Annotated in this window: 18 protein-coding genes; 11 read left to right on the top strand and 7 right to left on the bottom strand. The window is 60.7% G+C overall.

The annotated features are described in order from the left end of the window. Window positions 1–436 precede the first annotated feature (436 nt). Window positions 437–898 (bottom strand): MarR family winged helix-turn-helix transcriptional regulator, encoded by a 462-nt coding sequence (locus tag KI237_RS21355; protein ID WP_212796941.1) that lies wholly within the window; start codon window positions 896–898, stop codon window positions 437–439. 146 nt (window positions 899–1,044) lie between these two features. On the opposite strand from KI237_RS21355, the gene KI237_RS21350 reads away from it, so the two are divergent. Continuing rightward, a complete protein-coding gene (locus KI237_RS21350; protein ID WP_212796940.1) occupies window positions 1,045–1,794 on the top strand; it encodes a sulfite exporter TauE/SafE family protein in 750 nt (249 codons plus the stop codon). Here the strand turns inward: KI237_RS21350 and KI237_RS21345 are convergent. Next, window positions 1,784–2,638 carry a LysR substrate-binding domain-containing protein gene (locus KI237_RS21345; protein ID WP_018603125.1) on the bottom strand — a complete coding sequence of 285 codons (855 nt, stop codon included), beginning with the start codon at window positions 2,636–2,638 and terminating at the stop codon, window positions 1,784–1,786. The two genes, KI237_RS21350 and KI237_RS21345, sit on opposite strands and share 11 nt — an antisense overlap. 97 nt (window positions 2,639–2,735) lie before the next feature. Between KI237_RS21345 and KI237_RS21340 the strand changes: the two genes are divergently transcribed. Next, window positions 2,736–2,954: a DUF1127 domain-containing protein gene (locus tag KI237_RS21340; RefSeq protein WP_003199394.1), complete on the top strand. Its 219-nt coding sequence runs from the start codon at window positions 2,736–2,738 to the stop codon at window positions 2,952–2,954. Window positions 2,955–3,018: 64 nt separating this feature from the next. After that, window positions 3,019–4,248 (top strand): winged helix-turn-helix domain-containing protein, encoded by a 1,230-nt coding sequence (locus tag KI237_RS21335; protein ID WP_212796939.1) that lies wholly within the window; start codon window positions 3,019–3,021, stop codon window positions 4,246–4,248. Window positions 4,249–4,381: 133 nt separating this feature from the next. On the opposite strand, the gene KI237_RS21330 is transcribed toward KI237_RS21335, so the two are convergent. After that, window positions 4,382–5,728 (bottom strand): class II 3-deoxy-7-phosphoheptulonate synthase, encoded by a 1,347-nt coding sequence (locus KI237_RS21330; protein ID WP_212796938.1) that lies wholly within the window; start codon window positions 5,726–5,728, stop codon window positions 4,382–4,384. A gap of 142 nt (window positions 5,729–5,870) precedes the next feature. Between KI237_RS21330 and KI237_RS21325 the strand changes: the two genes are divergently transcribed. Both KI237_RS21325 and KI237_RS21320 read left to right on the top strand, forming a co-directional pair. Further along, window positions 5,871–6,626: a spermidine synthase gene (locus tag KI237_RS21325; protein WP_212796937.1), complete on the top strand. Its 756-nt coding sequence runs from the start codon at window positions 5,871–5,873 to the stop codon at window positions 6,624–6,626. A gap of 488 nt (window positions 6,627–7,114) precedes the next feature. Continuing rightward, window positions 7,115–8,788, top strand: coding sequence for a DEAD/DEAH box helicase (locus tag KI237_RS21320; RefSeq protein WP_212796936.1), 1,674 nt, complete (start codon window positions 7,115–7,117; stop codon window positions 8,786–8,788). 201 nt (window positions 8,789–8,989) lie between these two features. Here the strand turns inward: KI237_RS21320 and KI237_RS21315 are convergent, their stop codons facing one another. Next, entirely contained in the window at window positions 8,990–9,757 is a 768-nt protein-coding gene (locus KI237_RS21315; RefSeq protein WP_212796935.1) for a DODA-type extradiol aromatic ring-opening family dioxygenase, read from the bottom strand. A gap of 104 nt (window positions 9,758–9,861) precedes the next feature. Here KI237_RS21315 and KI237_RS21310 point away from each other — a divergent pair, with 104 nt between their 5' ends. Then, window positions 9,862–10,515: a thiopurine S-methyltransferase gene (locus KI237_RS21310; protein ID WP_212796934.1), complete on the top strand. Its 654-nt coding sequence runs from the start codon at window positions 9,862–9,864 to the stop codon at window positions 10,513–10,515. 370 nt (window positions 10,516–10,885) lie between these two features. On the opposite strand, the gene htpX is transcribed toward KI237_RS21310, so the two are convergent. Next, window positions 10,886–11,773 (bottom strand): protease HtpX, encoded by an 888-nt coding sequence (gene htpX, locus KI237_RS21305; RefSeq protein WP_003199411.1) that lies wholly within the window; start codon window positions 11,771–11,773, stop codon window positions 10,886–10,888. A 301-nt stretch (window positions 11,774–12,074) separates the two neighbouring features. After that, entirely contained in the window at window positions 12,075–13,286 is a 1,212-nt protein-coding gene (locus tag KI237_RS21300; protein WP_212796933.1) for a pyridoxal phosphate-dependent aminotransferase, read from the bottom strand. Window positions 13,287–13,506: 220 nt separating this feature from the next. On the opposite strand from KI237_RS21300, the gene msrB reads away from it, so the two are divergent. From msrB to KI237_RS21285, 3 genes are all read left to right on the top strand, one after another. Further along, on the top strand, window positions 13,507–13,902 hold the full coding sequence (msrB, locus tag KI237_RS21295; RefSeq protein ID WP_212796932.1) for a peptide-methionine (R)-S-oxide reductase MsrB: 396 nt from the start codon (window positions 13,507–13,509) through the stop codon (window positions 13,900–13,902). A gap of 182 nt (window positions 13,903–14,084) precedes the next feature. Then, entirely contained in the window at window positions 14,085–14,570 is a 486-nt protein-coding gene (locus KI237_RS21290; protein WP_212796931.1) for a glutathione peroxidase, read from the top strand. Then, entirely contained in the window at window positions 14,567–15,028 is a 462-nt protein-coding gene (locus tag KI237_RS21285) for a MarR family winged helix-turn-helix transcriptional regulator (RefSeq protein ID WP_212796930.1), read from the top strand. The genes KI237_RS21290 and KI237_RS21285 overlap by 4 nt, the downstream gene beginning before the upstream one ends. Here the strand turns inward: KI237_RS21285 and KI237_RS21280 are convergent. Beyond that, complete coding sequence (locus KI237_RS21280) at window positions 15,012–17,333, bottom strand: hybrid sensor histidine kinase/response regulator (RefSeq protein WP_212796929.1); 2,322 nt, start codon at window positions 17,331–17,333, stop codon at window positions 15,012–15,014. The genes KI237_RS21285 and KI237_RS21280 overlap by 17 nt on opposite strands. Window positions 17,334–17,496: 163 nt before the next feature. Here KI237_RS21280 and KI237_RS21275 point away from each other — a divergent pair, with 163 nt between their 5' ends. Continuing rightward, complete coding sequence (locus tag KI237_RS21275) at window positions 17,497–18,387, top strand: ATP-binding protein (RefSeq protein ID WP_212796928.1); 891 nt, start codon at window positions 17,497–17,499, stop codon at window positions 18,385–18,387. Then, complete coding sequence (msrC, locus tag KI237_RS21270) at window positions 18,384–18,866, top strand: free L-methionine (R)-S-oxide reductase MsrC (RefSeq protein WP_212796927.1); 483 nt, start codon at window positions 18,384–18,386, stop codon at window positions 18,864–18,866. Before KI237_RS21275 ends, msrC begins: the two co-directional genes overlap by 4 nt. Window positions 18,867–18,925 lie beyond the last annotated feature (59 nt).

Below are 18,925 nucleotides of genomic sequence, written 5' to 3'. Positions count from 1 at the left end.
AGCGCTAATATTTTGCGCGCAAGATAAATTTTCGAGACGAGCTGAATTTGCGCCACTGAAAGGGCGTGTAACCCTTGATCTAGAGCGTTTTAGCGCAGCAAAAAAATTTTAGATGGGCAAGTACAGATCAGGGAGCGGAAGGAAGCCGCCATCGCGAGCAAGCTCGCTCCCACATTGGATTCGCATCGAACGCAGATTTATAGCCGCTGAGCATCAAGTGTGGGGAAGTGCCGCCATCGCGAGCAAGCTCGCTCCCACATTGGATTCGCATCGAACGCGGATTTATAGCCGCTGAGCATCAAGTGTGGGGAAGTGCCGCCATCGCGAGCAAGCTCGCTCCCACACTGGATTCGCATCGAACGCAGATTTATAGCCGCTGAGCATCAAGTGTGGGAGCGAGCTTGCTCGCGATAGCGGTGGGTCAGTTGCAGGTAAGTCAAAGGCTGTCTTGCAAATGCCCGCGCAGTGCCTGCAGGTCAAGTTGCAGCTTCTTCAACTGCTCCAGGGTCTGGCCGCTGGCGGCGAGGATGCATTGGGGGATGTCGAGGGCCTTTTGCTGCAGGGCTCGTCCTTGCGCGGTGAGTTCGACAATCACCACGCGTTCGTCTTCCCGGCTGCGGGTGCGGCTCAACAGGCCTTCAGCTTCCAGGCGCTTGAGCAGTGGGGTCAGCGAACCGGGATCGGTGAGCAGGCGGGTGCTGATTTCACCGACGGTCAAGCCGTCTTTTTCCCACAGCACCATCATCGCCAGGTATTGCGGATACGTCAGGCCCAGGGCCTGCAGCAGCGGCTTATAGACTTTGGTCATCAGCAGCGACGTGGAGTGCAGGGCGAAACAGACCTGGTTGTCGAGCAACAGGGCTTCGCAGGCTTCGGGGGTGTCGCGCGGGGTGCTCATGGCAAAAACCTTCAATCAATGATCGTGATAAATCTAGCGGGCGAACCTTTAATGCGCCAGATAATTTTGACGTTCTGATCAGATGTTACGTTCCCCAGCTAGCGCCGACTGCGTAGGATAAGGGCCTTGAGGAAAGGGGAATCGTCTTGTTCGAATTTGTGTTGTTTTTGGTGTTCGGTGCCGCATTGGGCACCCTGGGGGGATTGTTCGGGATCGGTGGCGGCCTGATTGCCATTCCGGTGCTGGGCGTCTGGTTCGGCCTCGACCAGCAGTTGGCCCAAGGCACCGCACTGGTCATGGTAGTGCCCAACGTGATGCTCGCATTGTGGCGCTATCACCAGCGCAATCGTCTCGAATTGCGCCATGTCCTGCCGTTGGCTTCCATGGGTTTCTGCTTTGCCTGGCTTGGTTCGATCTGGGCCGTGGGGATCGACGCGAACAGCATGCGGATCGGCTTCGTCGCGTTCCTGATCGCGCTGACCCTCTACAATCTGGCCCGCATGTTCGCCGCCAACGCACCGGCTTCGGCGCAGATGCGTTATGGCTGGCCATGGCTCGGCGTGCTGGGGGCGGCATCCGGCACCATGGGCGGTCTGTTCGGCGTCGGCGGGGCCGTGGTCGCGACGCCGATCCTGACCAGCATTTTTGGCACCAGCCAGGTGGTCGCCCAAGGGTTATCCCTGGCGCTGGCCTTGCCCAGTACCGGCGTGACGCTCGCCACTTATGCGTTTCACCACGAGGTGGACTGGAGAATCGGCCTGCCGCTGGCCGTCGGTGGTCTGCTGAGCATCAGTTGGGGGGTGAAAGTCGCCCACGCCTTGCCGGAGCGGCTGTTGCGCGGGCTGTTCTGCGGTTTCCTGGTGCTCTGCGCGGTGCTGCTCGCCTTTAAAGTTTGAAGCCTTCGATGATGTGCTCGGCCAGGCACTCGGTGATCGGCGATGGGTTATGCAGGTTGCGGATCAGCATGATGCTGGCCTCGGGCAGTTCCGGCAGGTCCTCAGCCTCGCCCAGTACGCGCATGTCCGGGGTCAGCAGGCTTTCCAGTTGCGCCGTGATTGCCAGGCCGGCGCCCACCACCGCCATGAGCGCCGACAGGCTCGAGCTGTTGTACGCCACGCGATAATCGCGGCCCATGGCATCCAGCGCATTGCAGGCCCATTGCCGGCAGAAACAGTCACTGTTGAACATCGCCAGCGGCAGCGGTGTTTGTTCGTGGACGTTGAAGCAGGCGGCTTCGGCCCAGACAAAGCGTTCCTTGCGCAGCAGCTGGCCGATTTCGTCCCCCGGTTTGCGGGTGACGATGGACAGGTCCAGGTCCTGGCGCAGCAGCAACTGCTTGGACGATTCGCAGTGCACTTCAATTTCGATCAGCGGGTAGAACTGGGCGAAGCGTTGCAGGATGCCTGGCAGGAAGCGCATCACGTAATCGTCCGGCGTGCCGATGCGCACCGTGCCGACCATGTGCGGTTCACGCAGGGTATTGAACACCTCGCTGTGCAGCTTGAGGATCCGCCGCGCGTAACCCAGCAGTACCTGGCCTTCAGCGGTGAGCTTGACCTGGCGTCCGTCACGCTCGAACAACCGCCTTTGCAATACGTCTTCTTCCAGCCGCTTCATCTGCATGCTGACGGCAGACTGGGTGCGATTGACCAATTCCCCGGCCCGGGTGAAACCGCCTTGGTCGGCGATGGCGACAAAGGTACGCAGCACTTCCGTATCGATGCTCGGGTAACTCGACAATTGATCAATCTCCGAGATGTATTGCATAAGAAACATTCGTTGGATTGATCTTATCGTTAGCGCGAGACTTGATCCATCCCCAACGGAGGACATCACGATGAAAGGTCAAAAAGGTTATCTACTGATAGACAAACTCTCCCACGGCTTTTCCGTCAGCGCCCTGCTGCACAAGTTTAGCCGCTGGTACGAATTGCACCACGAGCGCGAACTGCTGGCCGGAATGAGCGACGAGGCGCTCAAGGATATTGGTGTGAGTCGTGCCGACGTGGAGCAGGAAGTGGTTCGGCCATTCTGGGACGACCCAATGCACAAATGATCCATCCTTACCTACACAAACTCCTTATTGGTGAGGTAGGTTGCGAGCAGAGAAGGAGATCTCCATGCCCGCGACTCTGTCCTTTACCCTCAAACAGGCCCGGCGTCTGGCGTTGGCCGCCCAAGGATTCGATGGGCGTTCACCGCCAGCTTCGGTGCAACCCTCACACCTCAACCGCCTGATCGAACGCCTCGGCGTCCTGCAGATCGACTCAGTCAATGCGCTGGTGCGCTCGCATTACCTCCCGCTGTTCTCCCGCCTCGGTCACTACAATCGCGATTTGCTTGATCAAGCAGCCTGGAGCCAGGGCCGACGTCGTACGCTGTTCGAATACTGGGGGCATGAAGCGTCGCTGCTGCCGATGTCGATGTATCCGCTGATGCGCTGGCGCATGAATCGGGCGTCGGGTGGCGAAGGGATTTATCAGCAGTTGGCGCGTTTCGGCCAAGAACGCCAGGATGTCATCCGCCGCGTCCTGGCGTCGGTCCAGGAACAGGGCGCCCTGGGGGCTGGCAGCTTGTCTACGCGTCAGGAGAAGGCCGGGCCTTGGTGGGACTGGAGTGCGGAGAAACATGCACTGGAGTGGCTGTTCGCGGCGGGCGAAGTCACGGTGGCGGGGCGGCGCGGGTTCGAGCGGCTCTACGACTTGCCCGAACGGGTGCTGCCGGCCTCGATCCTGCAACAACCGTTGCCGGACGAGGCCCAGGCCCAACGCGCCTTGCTGCTACATGCCGCCGACGCCTTGGGCATTGCGACCGAGAAAGACCTGCGCGACTACTTTCGCCTCGCTCCGGCCGACAGCCGCGGGCGGCTGGCTGAGTTGGAGGAGGCTGGAGAGCTGCTGCGCTGTCAGGTGCAGGGCTGGAAACAACCGGCCTGGTGCCGACCCGCGGCGAAAATTCCTCGCAAAGTCGCCACCAGTGCCTTGCTGTCGCCGTTCGACTCGCTGATCTGGGAGCGCGGTCGTACCGAGCGTTTGTTCGACTTTCGCTACCGGTTGGAGATCTACACGCCTGTCCACAAGCGGGTGTACGGCTATTACGTGTTGCCGTTCCTGCACCACGAGCGCATCGCGGCGCGGGTGGACCTGCGGGCAGAGCGGGCCTTGGGGCAGTTGGCCGTGCATGCCGTGCACGAGGATGCGTCGGGCCTGGACGAGGAGGGCATGCACGCCCTGGCGCTGAACCTGAGGCGCATGGCCCGGTGGCTGGGGTTGGAGCGGGTCCAGCTCAATTGCCAGCGGGTGGGTGGGGTTCGGTTGGCGGTGGCATTGGCCCAGATCGATGGTGATTGAGGCATCGCCATCGCGAGCAAGCTCGCTCCCACAGTTGATCTCTGGTGAACACAATATTTGTGAACGACTCAATCAATGTGGGAGCGAGCCTGCTCGCGATGACAATTTAACTGGCGATGAAGAACCTACTGACTCACCGCCGAACCTGCTTCAACGTCTCGGCAATCAAAAACGCCAGCTCCAGCGACTGATCGGCATTCATCCGCGGGTCGCAGTGGGTGTGGTAGCGGTCCGACAGCCCGTCCTCGGTAATCGGGCGTGCGCCGCCGATGCATTCGGTGACGTTTTGCCCGGTCATTTCGATGTGAATCCCGCCGGCATAGGTGCCTTCGGCTTCGTGGACCTGGAAGAACTGCTTCACTTCACCGAGGATCTGCGCAAAGTCCCGGGTCTTGTAGCCGCTGCTGGCCTTGATGGTGTTGCCGTGCATCGGGTCTGAGCTCCACAGCACTTGCTTGCCTTCACGCTGCACGGCGCGCAACAGCGGCGGTAAGTGTTCACCGACCTTGTTCGCACCCATTCGGGCGATCAGGTTCAGTCGGCCGGGGTCGTTCTGCGGGTTGAGCACGTCGATCAGGCGTATCAGATCGTCCGGGTCCATGCTCGGGCCGACCTTGACCCCGATCGGGTTGTTCACCCCGCGCAGGAATTCGACATGGGCGCCGTCCAACTGACGGGTGCGGTCGCCGATCCATAGCATGTGGGCCGAGCAGTCGTAATAGTCGTTGGTCAGGCTGTCACGGCGCACGAAGGCTTCTTCGTAATTGAGCAGCAACGCTTCGTGGGCCGTGAAGAAACTGGTTTCGCGCAGTTGCGGCGAACTGTCCATGCCGCAAGCGCGCATGAACGCCAGGGTTTCGTCGATGCGGTCGGCCAGGTGGCTGTACTTTTCCGCCAGGGCCGAATTGGCGATGAAGTCCAGGTTCCACTTGTGCACCTGGTGCAGGTCGGCGAATCCGCCTTGGGCGAAGGCCCGCAGCAGGTTCAAGGTGGCGGTGGACTGGTGGTAGGACTGCAACAGCCGCTCCGGGTCCGGTACGCGGCTTTTTTCGTCGAAGCCGATGCCGTTGACGATATCGCCCCGGTAGGCCGGCAGGGTCACGCCATTGATGGTTTCATCGTTGGCCGAGCGCGGCTTGGCGAACTGCCCGGCCATGCGCCCAACCTTGACCACCGGGCAGCCGGCGGCAAAGGTCATGACGATCGCCATCTGCAGGAGCACCTTGAAGGTGTCGCGGATCTTCGCCGCCGAAAACTCGGCAAAGCTTTCGGCGCAGTCGCCGCCTTGCAGCAGGAATGCCCGGCCCTGGGTCACCTCGGCGAACTGACGGCGCAACTCCCGGGCTTCGCCGGCAAACACCAGGGGCGGATAGCTGGCCAGGGTCTGCTCCACCTGCAACAGGTGCGCGGCGTCGGGGTAGCGGGGTTGTTGCTGGATCGGCAGGGCGCGCCAGCTGTCAGGGCTCCAGGGTTGGCTCATCATGATCTCTAGGTGATTTACGCTCGGGCGGCCATGTTATCAGCAAATTAGTGCGTGACCTGCTCCGGTTGCTTCGCGGACAATTGCGCCTTTGTCCCGTATACGCAGGCTCAAGCCGGCACGGTCACCATCAGGAGATGAAATGACAGAGGAGCGCGTCGAGCATTTGCTCGCCGAGGTGCACGACGAGTTCGGCATGATTCGCGTATTCGAGGTGGCCGATTACCGGTTTCTCGAGTTTGGCGATGCCATCGAGCAGAGTTGCGTGTTCACAGCCGATCCGAGCTGGCTCGAATATGACTATACCCGCGCCATGCTTATCGGCGCGTTGTGTCACGAGCAGCCGGAAAGTGCGCTGTTCCTGGGCCTGGGCGCTGGTACGTTGACCCAGGCCTGCCTCAAGTTCCTGCCCTTGGAAGATGTCGAGGCCATCGAATTGCGCCCCGATGTGCCGCGCCTGGCCATCGAATACCTGGGGCTGGATGACGATCCGCGACTGTACATCCGCGTCGGCGATGCACTGGAACTGCTTGAAAGCGCAGAGTCGGCGGATCTGATTTTCGTCGACCTTTATACCGATGTCGGTCCTGGCGTCGGGCACCTGGCCTGGGGCTTCCTGGAAAACTGCCAGAAACGCCTCAACCCGGGCGGCTGGCTGGTGATCAACCAGTGGGCCACGGATGACGGCAAGCCACTGGGGGCGGCGCTGTTGCGCGGCTTGTACCATCGGCATTATTGGGAGCTGCCAGTGAAGGAGGGCAATGTGATCCTGATCGTGCCGGCGGACCTGGACCAGGAGCTGGACATGCAGGGACTGGTCGCCAGGGCCGAAGGGCTGGCACCGCGACTGGGTTATTCGTTGCAGTCGTTGATCAAGGCCATCCGCCCGGCGACCTGAAACACGTCCAGGGTGTGACAACCGCCTGTGGGAGCAAAGCTTGCTCGCGATAAACACAACTCAGTACTTGCGGGAATCGCAGTGCCTGCCTCGCGAGCAAGCTTTGCTCCCACAGCTAAAGATGAACCGTTTTAGCATCCTGCCCCCGCAGCGCTGGGTCTTTGCGAAACAGAAGGTTTTGCAGTTATCCCCAAAGTCTGTGGCAGAGAGCCATATGCCGGGCTTTTCCGATAAAAAAAGCTCCCTTTTCGGGCGAATTCCGGTATAGTGCGCGCCGGCCTTTAGCCGGGCCGCGTCAAGGTAGCGCAATTCCCCGAAGTCAGCTTCGGTTGCATGTCCGCACAACGGATGCTTCCAGGACGTTCTTTTTCATTCATTCGTTTTCGCAAATCCCCGCCGACAAAGCAGCCAGGGCGACTCTTGAGTCTCAACACGGCACGCGCAGCTTTGGAGCATGGGTCTTTGCGGATGCACTTAGAGGCAGACCCATGACCCAGGAAACCGGCGGCTTCGCCGCTTTTAATCTCAACCCGAACATTCTTGCTGCCGTCATTGCGACCGGCTACGAAGAACCTTCGGCGATTCAGCAGCAATCGATCCCGATCATCATGGCCGGCCACGACATGATTGGCCAGGCGCAAACCGGTACGGGTAAAACCGCTGCGTTCGCCCTGCCTATCCTGCATCGCATCGATCCTGCCAAGCGCGAACCGCAAGCCCTGATCCTGGCGCCAACTCGTGAGTTGGCGCTGCAAGTAGCAACCGCTTTCGAAACCTATTCCAAGCAGATGCCTGGCGTTACTGTTGTGGCCGTTTACGGCGGTGCCCCGATGGGCCCACAACTGAAAGCCATCCGTAATGGCGCGCAGATCGTTGTCGCCACTCCGGGTCGTCTGTGCGATCACCTGCGTCGTGACGAAAAAGTCCTGGCTACCGTGAACCACCTGGTTCTCGACGAAGCCGACGAAATGCTCAAGCTGGGTTTCATGGATGACCTGGAAGTCATCTTCAAGGCCCTGCCAGCGACCCGCCAGACTGTATTGTTCTCGGCTACCCTGCCGCAATCGATCCGTGCCATTGCCGAGCGCCACCTGCGCGATCCGCAACACGTGAAGATCCAGACCAAGACCCAGACCGTCACCGCGATCGAACAGGCTCACCTGTTGGTTCACGCCGACCAGAAGACGTCTGCCGTTCTCAGCTTGCTGGAAGTGGAAGACTTCGACGCCCTGATCATGTTCGTGCGCACCAAGCAAGCGACCCTGGACCTGGCCAGTGCCCTGGAAGCCAAAGGCTACAAAGCCGCTGCGCTGAACGGTGACATTGCCCAGAACCAGCGTGAGCGCGTGATCGATTCCCTCAAGGATGGCCGCCTGGACATCGTTGTGGCGACCGACGTTGCCGCCCGTGGCCTGGACGTTCCGCGCATCACCCACGTATTCAACGTGGACATGCCGTACGATCCGGAATCCTACGTTCACCGCATCGGCCGTACTGGTCGTGCCGGTCGCGAAGGCCGTGCGTTGCTGCTGGTCACCCCGCGTGAGCGTCGCATGCTGCAAGTGATCGAGCGTGTAACTGGCCAGAAGGTAGCTGAAGTTCGCCTGCCGGACGCCCAGGCCGTTCTCGATGCTCGCATCAAGAAACTGACCAACAGCCTGTCGCCACTGGTGGCTGACGCCGAATCGACCCACGGTGATCTGCTCGATCGCCTGACCGCCGACATCGGTTGCACCCCACGTGCCCTGGCTGCCGCACTGCTGCGCAAGGCCACCAATGGCCAAGCGCTGAACCTGGCTGCAATCGAGAAGGAACGTCCCCTGGTGCCGAACAACGCACCGCGTGGCGATCGTCCTGAGCGCACCGGTGATCGTCCGGACCGTGGTGATCGCGAGCGTCGTGCTCCGATCCCGCTGGCCGAAGGTCGTGCTCGCTGCCGTACCGCGCTGGGTGCCCGTGACGGCATTGCTGCCAAGAACCTGCTGGGTGCCATCCTCAACGAAGGCGGCCTGGCCCGTGAAGCTATCGGCCGCATCCAGGTGCGTGACAGCTTCAGCCTGGTAGAGCTGCCGGAAGACGGTCTGGAGAAGCTGCTGACCAAGCTCAAAGACACTCGTGTAGCCGGCAAGCAGCTCAAGCTGCGTCGCTATCGCGAAGATTGATCGGCTCTTGGGCTGATTGATCGAACATAAAAAATCCCCGACTGGTTCGGGGATTTTTTTTTGCCTGTCGTTTGATGTTTCTTCAGGGAGAGTGGTGTGGACGCCAATCGCGAGCAAGCTCGCTCCCACAAGGGTTTTGTGAGCGCCGAAAATCCAATGTGGGAGCGAGCTTGCTCGCGATTGAAGCGACCGGTCCATCAGTCAATCGAACCGATAGATGTCCATCCCCAGCGTCCCCATCGTGAATCCCGCATGGGCAACGCTGAACTTGCCCCCTGCACCCCGGGCGAAATACAGCGGCAACAAATGCTCATCGCTGGGGTGGCTATGCACGGCGTTCGGCGCTTGGCGACGGTAATCATGCAGCGCGGCCTCATCGTCGGCCGCCAGCATCTCCACCATCCAGTCGCGAAACGCCTTGGCCCAGGGCTCAACGCTGTCGGGGCCGGCGTTCCAGTCCAGGTCGCGCAGGTTATGGGTGATGCTGCCGGAGCCGATCAGCAGGATGTCTTGCTGGCGCAGGCTCGCGAGGGCCTGGCCGACCTGTGTCTGCAGCACCGGGCCCTGGCGGCTGGGCAGGGAAACCTGCACCACCGGGATGTCGGCCTCGGGGTACATCAAGGACAATGGCACCCAGACGCCATGGTCGGACGGCCGTTGAGGGTCGAGGCGTGCCGGCAGGTTCGCGGTGTTGAGCATGGCTGCGACTTGCGTCGCCAGTTGAGGATCGCCAGGCGCGGGGTACTGGACCTCATACAAGGCTGGTGGAAAGCCGCCGAAGTCGTGCCAGGTGCGCGGCTGCGGATTGGCGCTGACCAGCAATTCGTTGCTTTCCCAGTGGGCGGACACGATGACGATGGCCTTGGGCTTGGGCAATTGAGTGGCCAGGCGAGCCAATGCCGGACCGCTGGCGCCGGGCTCCAGGGCGAGCATTGGTGAGCCATGGGAGATAAACAGGCTGGGCAGCATGAAGGGGCTCCTGAGCGTTAAGATGTAATCATCTTCCGTCAGGTCAATGATCTAAATCTAATATAAGTTTTAGCCCGTTTTGATCGAATTATTTGGAGCGAAGCATGGAGCCCGAGTTTTGGCACAAGCGCTGGTCATCGAACCAGATTGGTTTTCACTCGCCGCAGGTAAACCCGTACCTGCAACGTTTCTGGCCGCAATTGGGCTTGGCCCAGGGCAGTCGGGTGCTGGTGCCATTGTGTGGGAAAAGCCTGGACCTGCTGTGGCTTGCCCATCAGGGGTACTCGGTGCTGGGCGTGGAGTTGTCGGAAAAAGCCGCCACTGATTTTTTCCTTGAGCATCAGCTTGAGCCGAGGGTGAGTGAAGAGGGTGCTTTCAAGGTGTTCCGTGCCGGTGATATCGAGATTCGCTGCGGTGATTTCTTTGCCCTCGGCCCGCAGGAAGTGGCCGATTGCGCGGGGTTGTACGACCGCGCTGCGTTGATTGCCTTGCCTATGCCGATGCGGGAACGCTACGCGGCCCATCTGCAGGAGATCTTGCCCGACGGCGTCGGATTGTTGATTACCCTGGATTACAACCAGGATGAAATGCCTGGTCCACCGTTCTCTGTAGGGAATGATGAGGTGCAGCGGCTGCTGGGAGGTGTTTGGCAGTTGGAGGTGTTGCAGGAGCAGGATGTGTTGGGGGAGAGCTGGAAGTTTTTGCAGGCGGGCGTGAAGCGGCTGGATGAGCGGGTGTATCGGATTTCCAGTGATTGATGTGTTGGCTGGAATGACCCCATCGCGAGCAAGCTCGCTCCCACATTGATCGGCTGTGAACAAACCTCTGTGTTCCACCAAGGATTCCCTGTGGGAGCGAGCTTGCTCGCGAAGGTGCCCTGACAGGTGGCCTGGATTTTGTTGATCGAGTGCATATCCGTTGCTGCGGTAACGGCGGTTTATGGTTCCGCTCTTCCAAAAGTGAGCCGCTGTAAGAGCGGAACCCTAAGTGGCCGTTACCGCAGCAATGGATATACACACCAAAACAAGTACCGCAAAAAAAGCCAAAAAAACGGCGCTTCCCATTTCTGAAAGAAGCGCCGTTTTTTCTAAGTGAACAACATTACTGCGGGTTTTTTGAACCCGGCGATCAGCCGCGACGACGCAGTGCGTCGATACGCTCTTCCAGGGGCGGGTGGCTCATGAACATGCGAGCCAGGCCCTGCTTGATGCCACCGTTGATGCCAAAGGCATTCAGGGTGTCGGGCATGTGCACCGGCAAGCCTTGCTCGGCGCGCAGGCGTTGCAGGGCCCCGATCATGGCGCTGGTACCCGCCAGGCGTGCACCTGCGTCGTCGGCGCGGAACTCGCGCTTGCGCGAGAACCACATGACGATGGCGCTGGCAAGGATGCCCAGTACCAGCTCGGCGAAGATGGTCGCCACGTAGTAGGCGATGCCTTGGCCCTCTTCGTTCTTGAAGATCACCTTGTCGACGAAGTTGCCGATGATGCGGGCGAAGAACATCACGAAGGTGTTCACCACGCCCTGGATCAGCGCCAGGGTCACCATGTCGCCGTTGGCGACGTGGCCGATCTCGTGGGCCAGCACGGCCTTGACTTCATCGGGCGAGAACCGTTCGAGCAAGCCCTGGCTGACGGCGACCAGCGCGTCGTTCTTGTTCCAGCCGGTGGCGAAGGCGTTGGCCTCGTAGGCCGGGAAGATACCGACTTCCGGCATCTTGATACCGGCTTCACGGGACAACTGCTCGACGGTTTGCAGCAGCCATTGCTCGTGGCGAGTGCGCGGCTGGCTGATGATCTGGGTGCTGGTGCTCATCTTCGCCATCCACTTGGAGATGAACAGCGAGAACAGGGAACCGGCGAAACCGAACACCGCACAGAAAATCAGCAGCTGATTGAGGTTGAGATCAACCCCATTGGCCGCCATGAACCCGTTGAAGCCGAAGAGGCTCAGGGTGATGCTGGCAATCAGCACGACCGCCAGGTTAGTGGCCAAGAACAGCAGGATGCGCATCATGGTTGTGAAAATCTCCTCGTGCTAAAGATGTAGCGTTATGCGGGGTATATAAGGTGCCGCCGCAGGCTATTCAACTCGCTGACTATTTCAAACTGTGTCCTACAGCCGTCCTAAATGTTTGAAAGACTTTTCTGAAAGTGACTGGGGAAAAAAATATGGCGCCTGCCCCCCGTGAACGTTGAGCCGGGGTGCCAGCTGGCTGTCCACCCCCTAGTGTAGAAGGCTTGGCGGAGTCAGCAGAACGGATGTGTTGCTGAATCAAACAGCGTGCGAGGCGAGGGCTCCCCGCACGCTGTCTGGCTTATTGGCGGTAGGACTTGAGGAAGTTGCCGATCCGGCCAATGGCCTGGTCGAGGTCATCGACCCGCGGCAGGGTCACGACGCGGAAGTGATCCGGCCACGGCCAATTGAAAGCCGTCCCCTGGACCACCAGCAGCTTTTCGGACAGCAGCAGGTCGAGGACGAATTTTTCATCGTTGTGGATCGGGCAGACCTTCGGATCGATCCGCGGGAAGGCATACAGCGCGCCCATCGGCTTGACGCAGCTGACGCCAGGAATGTCGTTGAGCAATTCCCAGGTGCGATTGCGCTGTTCCAGCAGCCGGCCCTGGGGCAGGACCAGGTCGTTGATGCTCTGGTAGCCGCCCAGCGCCGTCTGGATCGCATGCTGGCTCGGCACGTTGGCACACAGACGCATGTTGGCCAGCATGTCGATGCCTTCGATGTAGCTTTGGGCGTGATGCTTGGGGCCGGAGATGGCGATCCAGCCGGAGCGGAAACCGGCGACCCGATAGGACTTGGACAGACCGTTGAACGTCAGGCACAGCAGGTCCGGTGCCAGGGAGGCGGTGCAGATGTGCACGGCGTCGTCGTAGAGGATCTTGTCGTAGATCTCGTCGGAGAACACCACCAGGTTGTGCTGGCGGGCCAGTTCCAGCATGCCCAGCAGCACTTCCCTGGAATACACCGCGCCGGTCGGGTTGTTCGGGTTGATGATCACCAGTGCCTTGGTATTGGGCGTGATCTTGGCCTTGATGTCAGCCAGGTCGGGAAACCAGTCGGCCTGTTCGTCGCACAGGTAATGCACCGGGTTACCACCGGCCAGGCTCACGGCGGCAGTCCACAGCGGGTAGTCCGGCGCCGGCACCAACACTTCGTCGCCGTTGTTGAGCAGGGCCTGCATGGACATCACGATCAGTTCGGACACTCCATTGCCCAGGTAGATGTCCTCGATACCGACGCCTTCGACCTGTTTCTGCTGGTAATACTGCATCACCGCCTTGCGCGCGCTGAACAGGCCCTTGGAGTCGCTGTAGCCCTGGGCGGTCGGCAGGTTACGGATGACGTCCTGGAGAATTTCATCGGGCGCTTCGAAACCAAAGGGGGCCGGGTTGCCGATGTTCAGCTTGAGGATGCGATGGCCTTCCTCTTCCAGGCGTTTGGCGTGCTTGAGCACCGGGCCGCGAATGTCGTAGCAGACGTTGGCGAGCTTGTTCGATTTGCTGACCTGCATGGCGATGTGTTCCCGAAAATGAACGATCCAGGCGGCGTATGAACTACCGTACTGGGAATCCTGCGTCTGTGCCCAGGCCTGACGCGGTATAGGCGCCACAATCCGTTTGAATGCGCATGACGTGACTGCCAGACTGGCGTCTGACGAGGCGCAATCATACGTGCCGCCCGATCTGCGGAAAAGCGTCGGATCGGGCTTTTTCAATTGCCGAGGTAGGACGATGGAAAAGTTGCAGAAAACCCTTGAAGAATGGCGCGCCATGCTCGACCCGGAGCAGTACAACGTCTGTCGGTTGAAGGGCACCGAACGACCGTTCTCCGGTCGATACAACGCCACCAAGACCGACGGCGTGTACCACTGCATCTGCTGCAACGAGCCGTTGTTCGATTCGCAGACCAAATTCGATTCCGGCTGTGGCTGGCCGAGTTTCTACGCGCCGATCGAGGGCAGTGCGGTGGTGGAGGTGCGCGATGTCAGCCACGGCATGATCCGCACCGAGGTGGTCTGCGCCACATGCGACGCCCACCTGGGCCACGTCTTCCCCGACGGCCCGCCGCCTACGGGACTGCGGTACTGCATCAACTCGGTGTGCCTGGATCTCGTGCCCCGCGAGTAACCCTGTGGGAGCAAAGCTTGCTCGCGAAACAGGCACCTCGATCTCTGAAAGGCCATGTTGCCTTCATCGCGGGCAAGCCTTGCTCCCACAGTGTGTGACTCGGGTATTGTTGATTATTAAATTGCACACAATTGAATTGCTCGCTATCTTGCACGCCAGTCCCATTACTTCGGAGCCTTGCCATGAGCGACAACCTGCTGAGCATCCCGTGCACCACCATCAAGGGTGAGCAAAAGACCCTGGCCGATTACGCCGGCAAGGCGGTGCTGGTGGTCAACACGGCCAGCCAGTGCGGGTTCACTCCGCAGTACAAGGGGCTTGAGGCGCTGTGGCAGACCTACAAGGACCAGGGCCTGGTGGTACTGGGCTTTCCCTGTAATCAGTTCGGCAAGCAGGAGCCGGGCAACGAGGGGGCGATTACCGAGTTCTGCGAGCTGAACTTCGGCGTGAGTTTTCCGCTGTTCAAGAAAATCGAGGTCAACGGTGCCAACGCTCATCCCTTGTTCGTCCAGCTTAAACAGCGGGCGCCCGGTGTGCTGGGGTCCAAAGGCATCAAGTGGAATTTCACCAAGTTCCTGATCGGCAAGGACGGTCAGGTGGTCAAGCGTTTTGCCCCGACCACCAAGCCCCAGGACCTGACCGGTGAGATCGAAGCGCTGCTCAAATGAATGACCTGTCAGTCGATTCGCTGAAGCTCGACAGCCAGTTGTGCTTCAAGCTGTACGCTGCTTCGCGTGCGGTGATCCGTGGCTACAAGCCAATGCTCGATCGCCTCGGGCTGACCTATCCGCAATACCTGGCGATGCTGGTGCTGTGGGAATGGCAGGACACGGCCCCGCCACAGCCGACGGTCAAAGCCTTGGGCGAGCGTTTGCTGCTGGATTCCGGCACGCTGACGCCGCTGCTCAAGCGCCTGGAACAACTGGACCTGGTCCAGCGCCAACGTTCGGCCCGGGACGAGCGTGAGGTGCACTTGAGCCTGTCGGCTGCCGGACGAGCCTTGCGCGAACAGGTCGGCCCGCTCAAGGCCCGCCTGTTGTGCGACAGTGGCGTTGACCTGGACCGCCTGGGGGCATTGCGAGACGGTCTGGATCACCTGTTGGGCCAGATCAAAGCGCTGACGTAGTCGGCACCCACTGGTCCAGCACTGCCGCCAGTTCTTCGCGACGGAATGGCTTGGACAGGTAATCGTTCATGCCGGCCGCGCGGCAGCGCTCGCGCTCCTCGGGCATCGCGTTGGCCGTCAGGGCCACAATCGGCAGGTCTGACCAGCGCCCGCTGCGGCGGATCTGTCGGCTGGCTTCGTAACCATCCATCACCGGCATGTTGCAGTCCATCAACACCAGGTCGAACACCCGCTGTTCCAATTGAGACAGGGCTTCGGCACCGTGGGCCGCGACGGTGACTTCGCAGCCCAGTTTTACCAACATCCCCTTGGCGACCAACTGGTTGACCGGGTTGTCCTCCACCAGGAGCACCCGTCCACGCTTGGACGGCGCCAGGGCTTCGATCTGTGCGTCATTGATGATGGTCGTCTCGCTCTGCATGGCGCGCCGCAGAATCTGATACAGCGCATGGCGCGCCAGTGGCCGGGCTTGTTGTATCAGCGGCGCGAGGGCGGCGGCTTCTTCGCTCGGCATGAAGCTGCCATAGGCAGTCACCAGCAGGATCGGTGCGTCAAAGGTGGGCCGCAAGTTGAACAGGCATTCCGGGCAGTCGGTAATCAGCACGTCGGGCGTGAGCCCCAGCAACCCGTCATCGATGGTGCGCTGCACATAACCCAGGCCCCATCCTGGCAACAGCATGCCCAGCAACTCGGCCAGCCCGCTGCTGCTAGCGGTGATGGCGACGACATTGCCGTGCAACGGTTCCACTGGCGCTGCCGGGAGGTGGCAAGGCAGGGGCAGGTCGGCGCAGAACTGACTGCCAAAGCCGGCTTCGGAACTGATCGTCAACCGGCCCTGCATGGCTTCGCAGAGGTTGTAGGTCAGTGCCAGGCCCAGCCCGGTGCCACCAAACTGGCGGGTAATCCCGGCGCCGGCCTGGGTGAACGGCTGCAGGATTCTTGCCTGGGCTTCCAGGGGAATGCCGATGCCCGTGTCGCAGATCTCGATTCGTACGCCGTCTTCGTAATGGCTCAACTTCACGTCGACCCGGCCAAAGCGCGTGAACTTCAGTGCGTTGGACAGCAGGTTGCTGACGATCTGGCGCACCCGGGTCGGGTCGCCGAGGACCTGCGTCGGGAACTGCGGGTCGATCAGGCAGGCCAGTTCGACACTGGGGGCCGCGTTCTGGGAAAGCAGGTTGGCGGTGTCCTCCACCAGGGATCCGAGGTCGAACGGGATGCGTTCGAGCTCCAGTTGACCGGCGTCGAATTTCGACAGGTCGAGGATGTCGTTGAGCAGTTCGACCAATACTTTGCCCGAGTCATGGGCAATCGATAGCTGCTGCTGTTGCTCGGCTGTCAGGGGGCCATCCAGGGACAGGGCGATCATGCCCAGCAGACCGTTGAGCGGTGTGCGGATCTCGTGGCTCATGTTGGCAAGGAACGCGGAGCGGGCTTCTGCCATGTCCAGGGCGGTGCGCCGGGCCACCTCCAACTCCTCATTGGACTGGCTGAGGCGAGTATTGATGGCCTTGAGTTCGGCGGTGCGTGCCGAGACGATGTTTTCCAGTTGCGCCAGGTATTCGGTGAGGCGGTTTTCGGCCGTGCGTCGCTGCTGGATTTCGGTGGAGATATTTTCGAACTGCTGGTTGGCGACCGACACCAGTACACCGATTTCATCGGACTGGTGACCGGCAGGGCATTCCAAGCGGTTCTGTTCGCTGCTGCTCGGATCACGGCTGCTCAATTCGCGGATGACTCGCACCAGGGGTTTGGTCAGCATCACGTAGAACAGCGCCAGTAACAGGCCGGTCAGGATCAGGCTGCGAGCGAAGCCGTTGAGCAGGGTGACCTCGGCACGGCGCAGGAAACGACTGCCGAACGCATAGGTGTCGACGTCCAGTCGCAGCATGCCCAGGGATTCACCGGGCAGGTGGTCCAGGTAGAGGCGATCCTCGAACTGACGCTGGGCGCCGAACATGAAGTCGCTGATGAACCGGTAGTTGCTTTGCAGTTCAGGCCGCTTGACGCTGGCCAGCACCGTATTGTTGTTGTCGATCAGCTCGGCGCCGATGATGGCCGGTGAGCGCAACAGGCCCATGGACAGTTCCTGGGCGAGCTCGGCGTCGATGTTGTAGGCGATGCGCGAAGCCGGGTTGTGGCTGATTTCCAGCAGCGAGAGGATTTCACGGTTGATCGACGCGTCTTCACTGGCATAATCGATGCCGATCTGCACCAGGCTGAGCAAGGTGCCCAGCACGAAGCCCACCAGGACGGTCAGGCGAGCCTGCTTATAGGAAAGCCGTTGGGTGAATCTGATGTCCATTGAGTGATGAGCCACTTACGTTTCCCTTCGCCGGTCAAGCATAGCTGATCATCTCTGAATACCGGTGCAGCCGGTGTGTATTGTGTGAAGTAGACCCGCCATTGGATACGGCGTTTCGTAGCTCGAGCGCCATCATTACTGTGAACCTGTCCGAGGAGAAGACGTGGACTCGCGATTGAATGCTTTTCTTGAGCGTGCCGATGCCGTGCTGGCCCGGATCGAGCCCTTGCTGCCGGCGCCCCGGCCCGCCATTGATTGGGCCCAGACCCTGGCCGCCCGCTGGCAGCGTGACGGGCGCAGTGGCTACCTGTTGCCGCTGCAGGTCAGCCTCGACATGCGCCTGTCGGACCTGATCGGCGTGGACCGCCAGGTCGAACAACTGGGCCGCAACACCCGGCAGTTCATCGATGGCATGCCCGCCAACCATGCCTTGCTCTGGGGCTCGCGTGGCACCGGCAAGTCGTCCCTGGTACGCGCCTTGTTGGCCGAACATGCCCAGCATGGCCTGCGGTTGATCGAGATCGAACGCGATCACCTGGCCGATCTGCCTCGCGTGGTCGAGCAGGTTGCGAAACTGCCCCAGCGCTTCGTGTTGTTCTGCGATGACTTGTCGTTCGAATCCGGTGAAGGCGATTACCGCGTGCTCAAGAGCGTGTTGGATGGATCCCTGGAGCAGGCGCCGGACAACGTGCTGCTGTATGCCACCTCCAACCGTCGTCACCTGGTGCCGGAAAAGGAAAGCGACAACGAGAATTGGAAACGGGTCGATGGCGAGCTTCACCCCAGCGAAGCGGTAGAAGACAAGATCGCCTTGTCCGATCGCTTTGGCTTGTGGCTGTCGTTTTATCCGTTTACCCAGGAGCATTTCCTCAACGTGGTGGAGCACTGGATCGGCGAACTGGCGGCCAAGGCCGGGCTGGCCTGGCAGCGCGACGACGCGCTGGATGTGCTGGCGGTGCGTTGGGCAACCGGTCGCGGCAACCGCAACGGACGTTGCGCCTATCAGTTTGCCCGTTATTGGGTAGGCCTGAAATTGTTGGAGCACAAGGCATGATCGATTTGAAGGGCACCGGAGTCGGCCTTGACGGCTACGCGCTGTTATCGGCACAGCTGGAATCCTTGTTGACCGATGAACGTGACTTCATCGCCAACGCCGCGCAGTTCTCGGCTTTCCTGTCCAGTCAGCTGGATGATCTGAACTGGGCCGGTTTCTACCTCAATCGCAACGAAGAGTTGGTCCTGGGGCCATTCCAGGGCCAGATTGCCTGCGTGCGGATTCCCTTCGGTCGCGGCGTGTGCGGCACGGCGGCCGCGACCCGGCAGACCCAGCGCGTCGAAGATGTCCATGCCTTCGCCGGGCACATCGCCTGCGACAGCGCGTCGAACAGCGAGCTGGTGGTGCCGTTGGTCAAGGACGGGCGCCTGATCGGCGTGCTCGACCTGGACAGTCCGAAACTGGCGCGTTTTACCGAGCATGACCAGGCCGGCATTGAAGCGTTGGCTGCGATATTCCTGCGCCTGACGGATTGCTGACTCGCTTGCTGTAGGCGCTGGCGAAGCCTGCGATCTTTGATCTTTCGCTTGGGATTCAT

Origin of the sequence: Pseudomonas sp. St316, assembly GCF_018325905.1 — a bacterium.
In the GTDB taxonomy this organism is placed as follows: Bacteria; Pseudomonadota; Gammaproteobacteria; order Pseudomonadales; family Pseudomonadaceae; genus Aquipseudomonas.
This window is presented reverse-complemented; position numbering and strand designations above follow the sequence as displayed.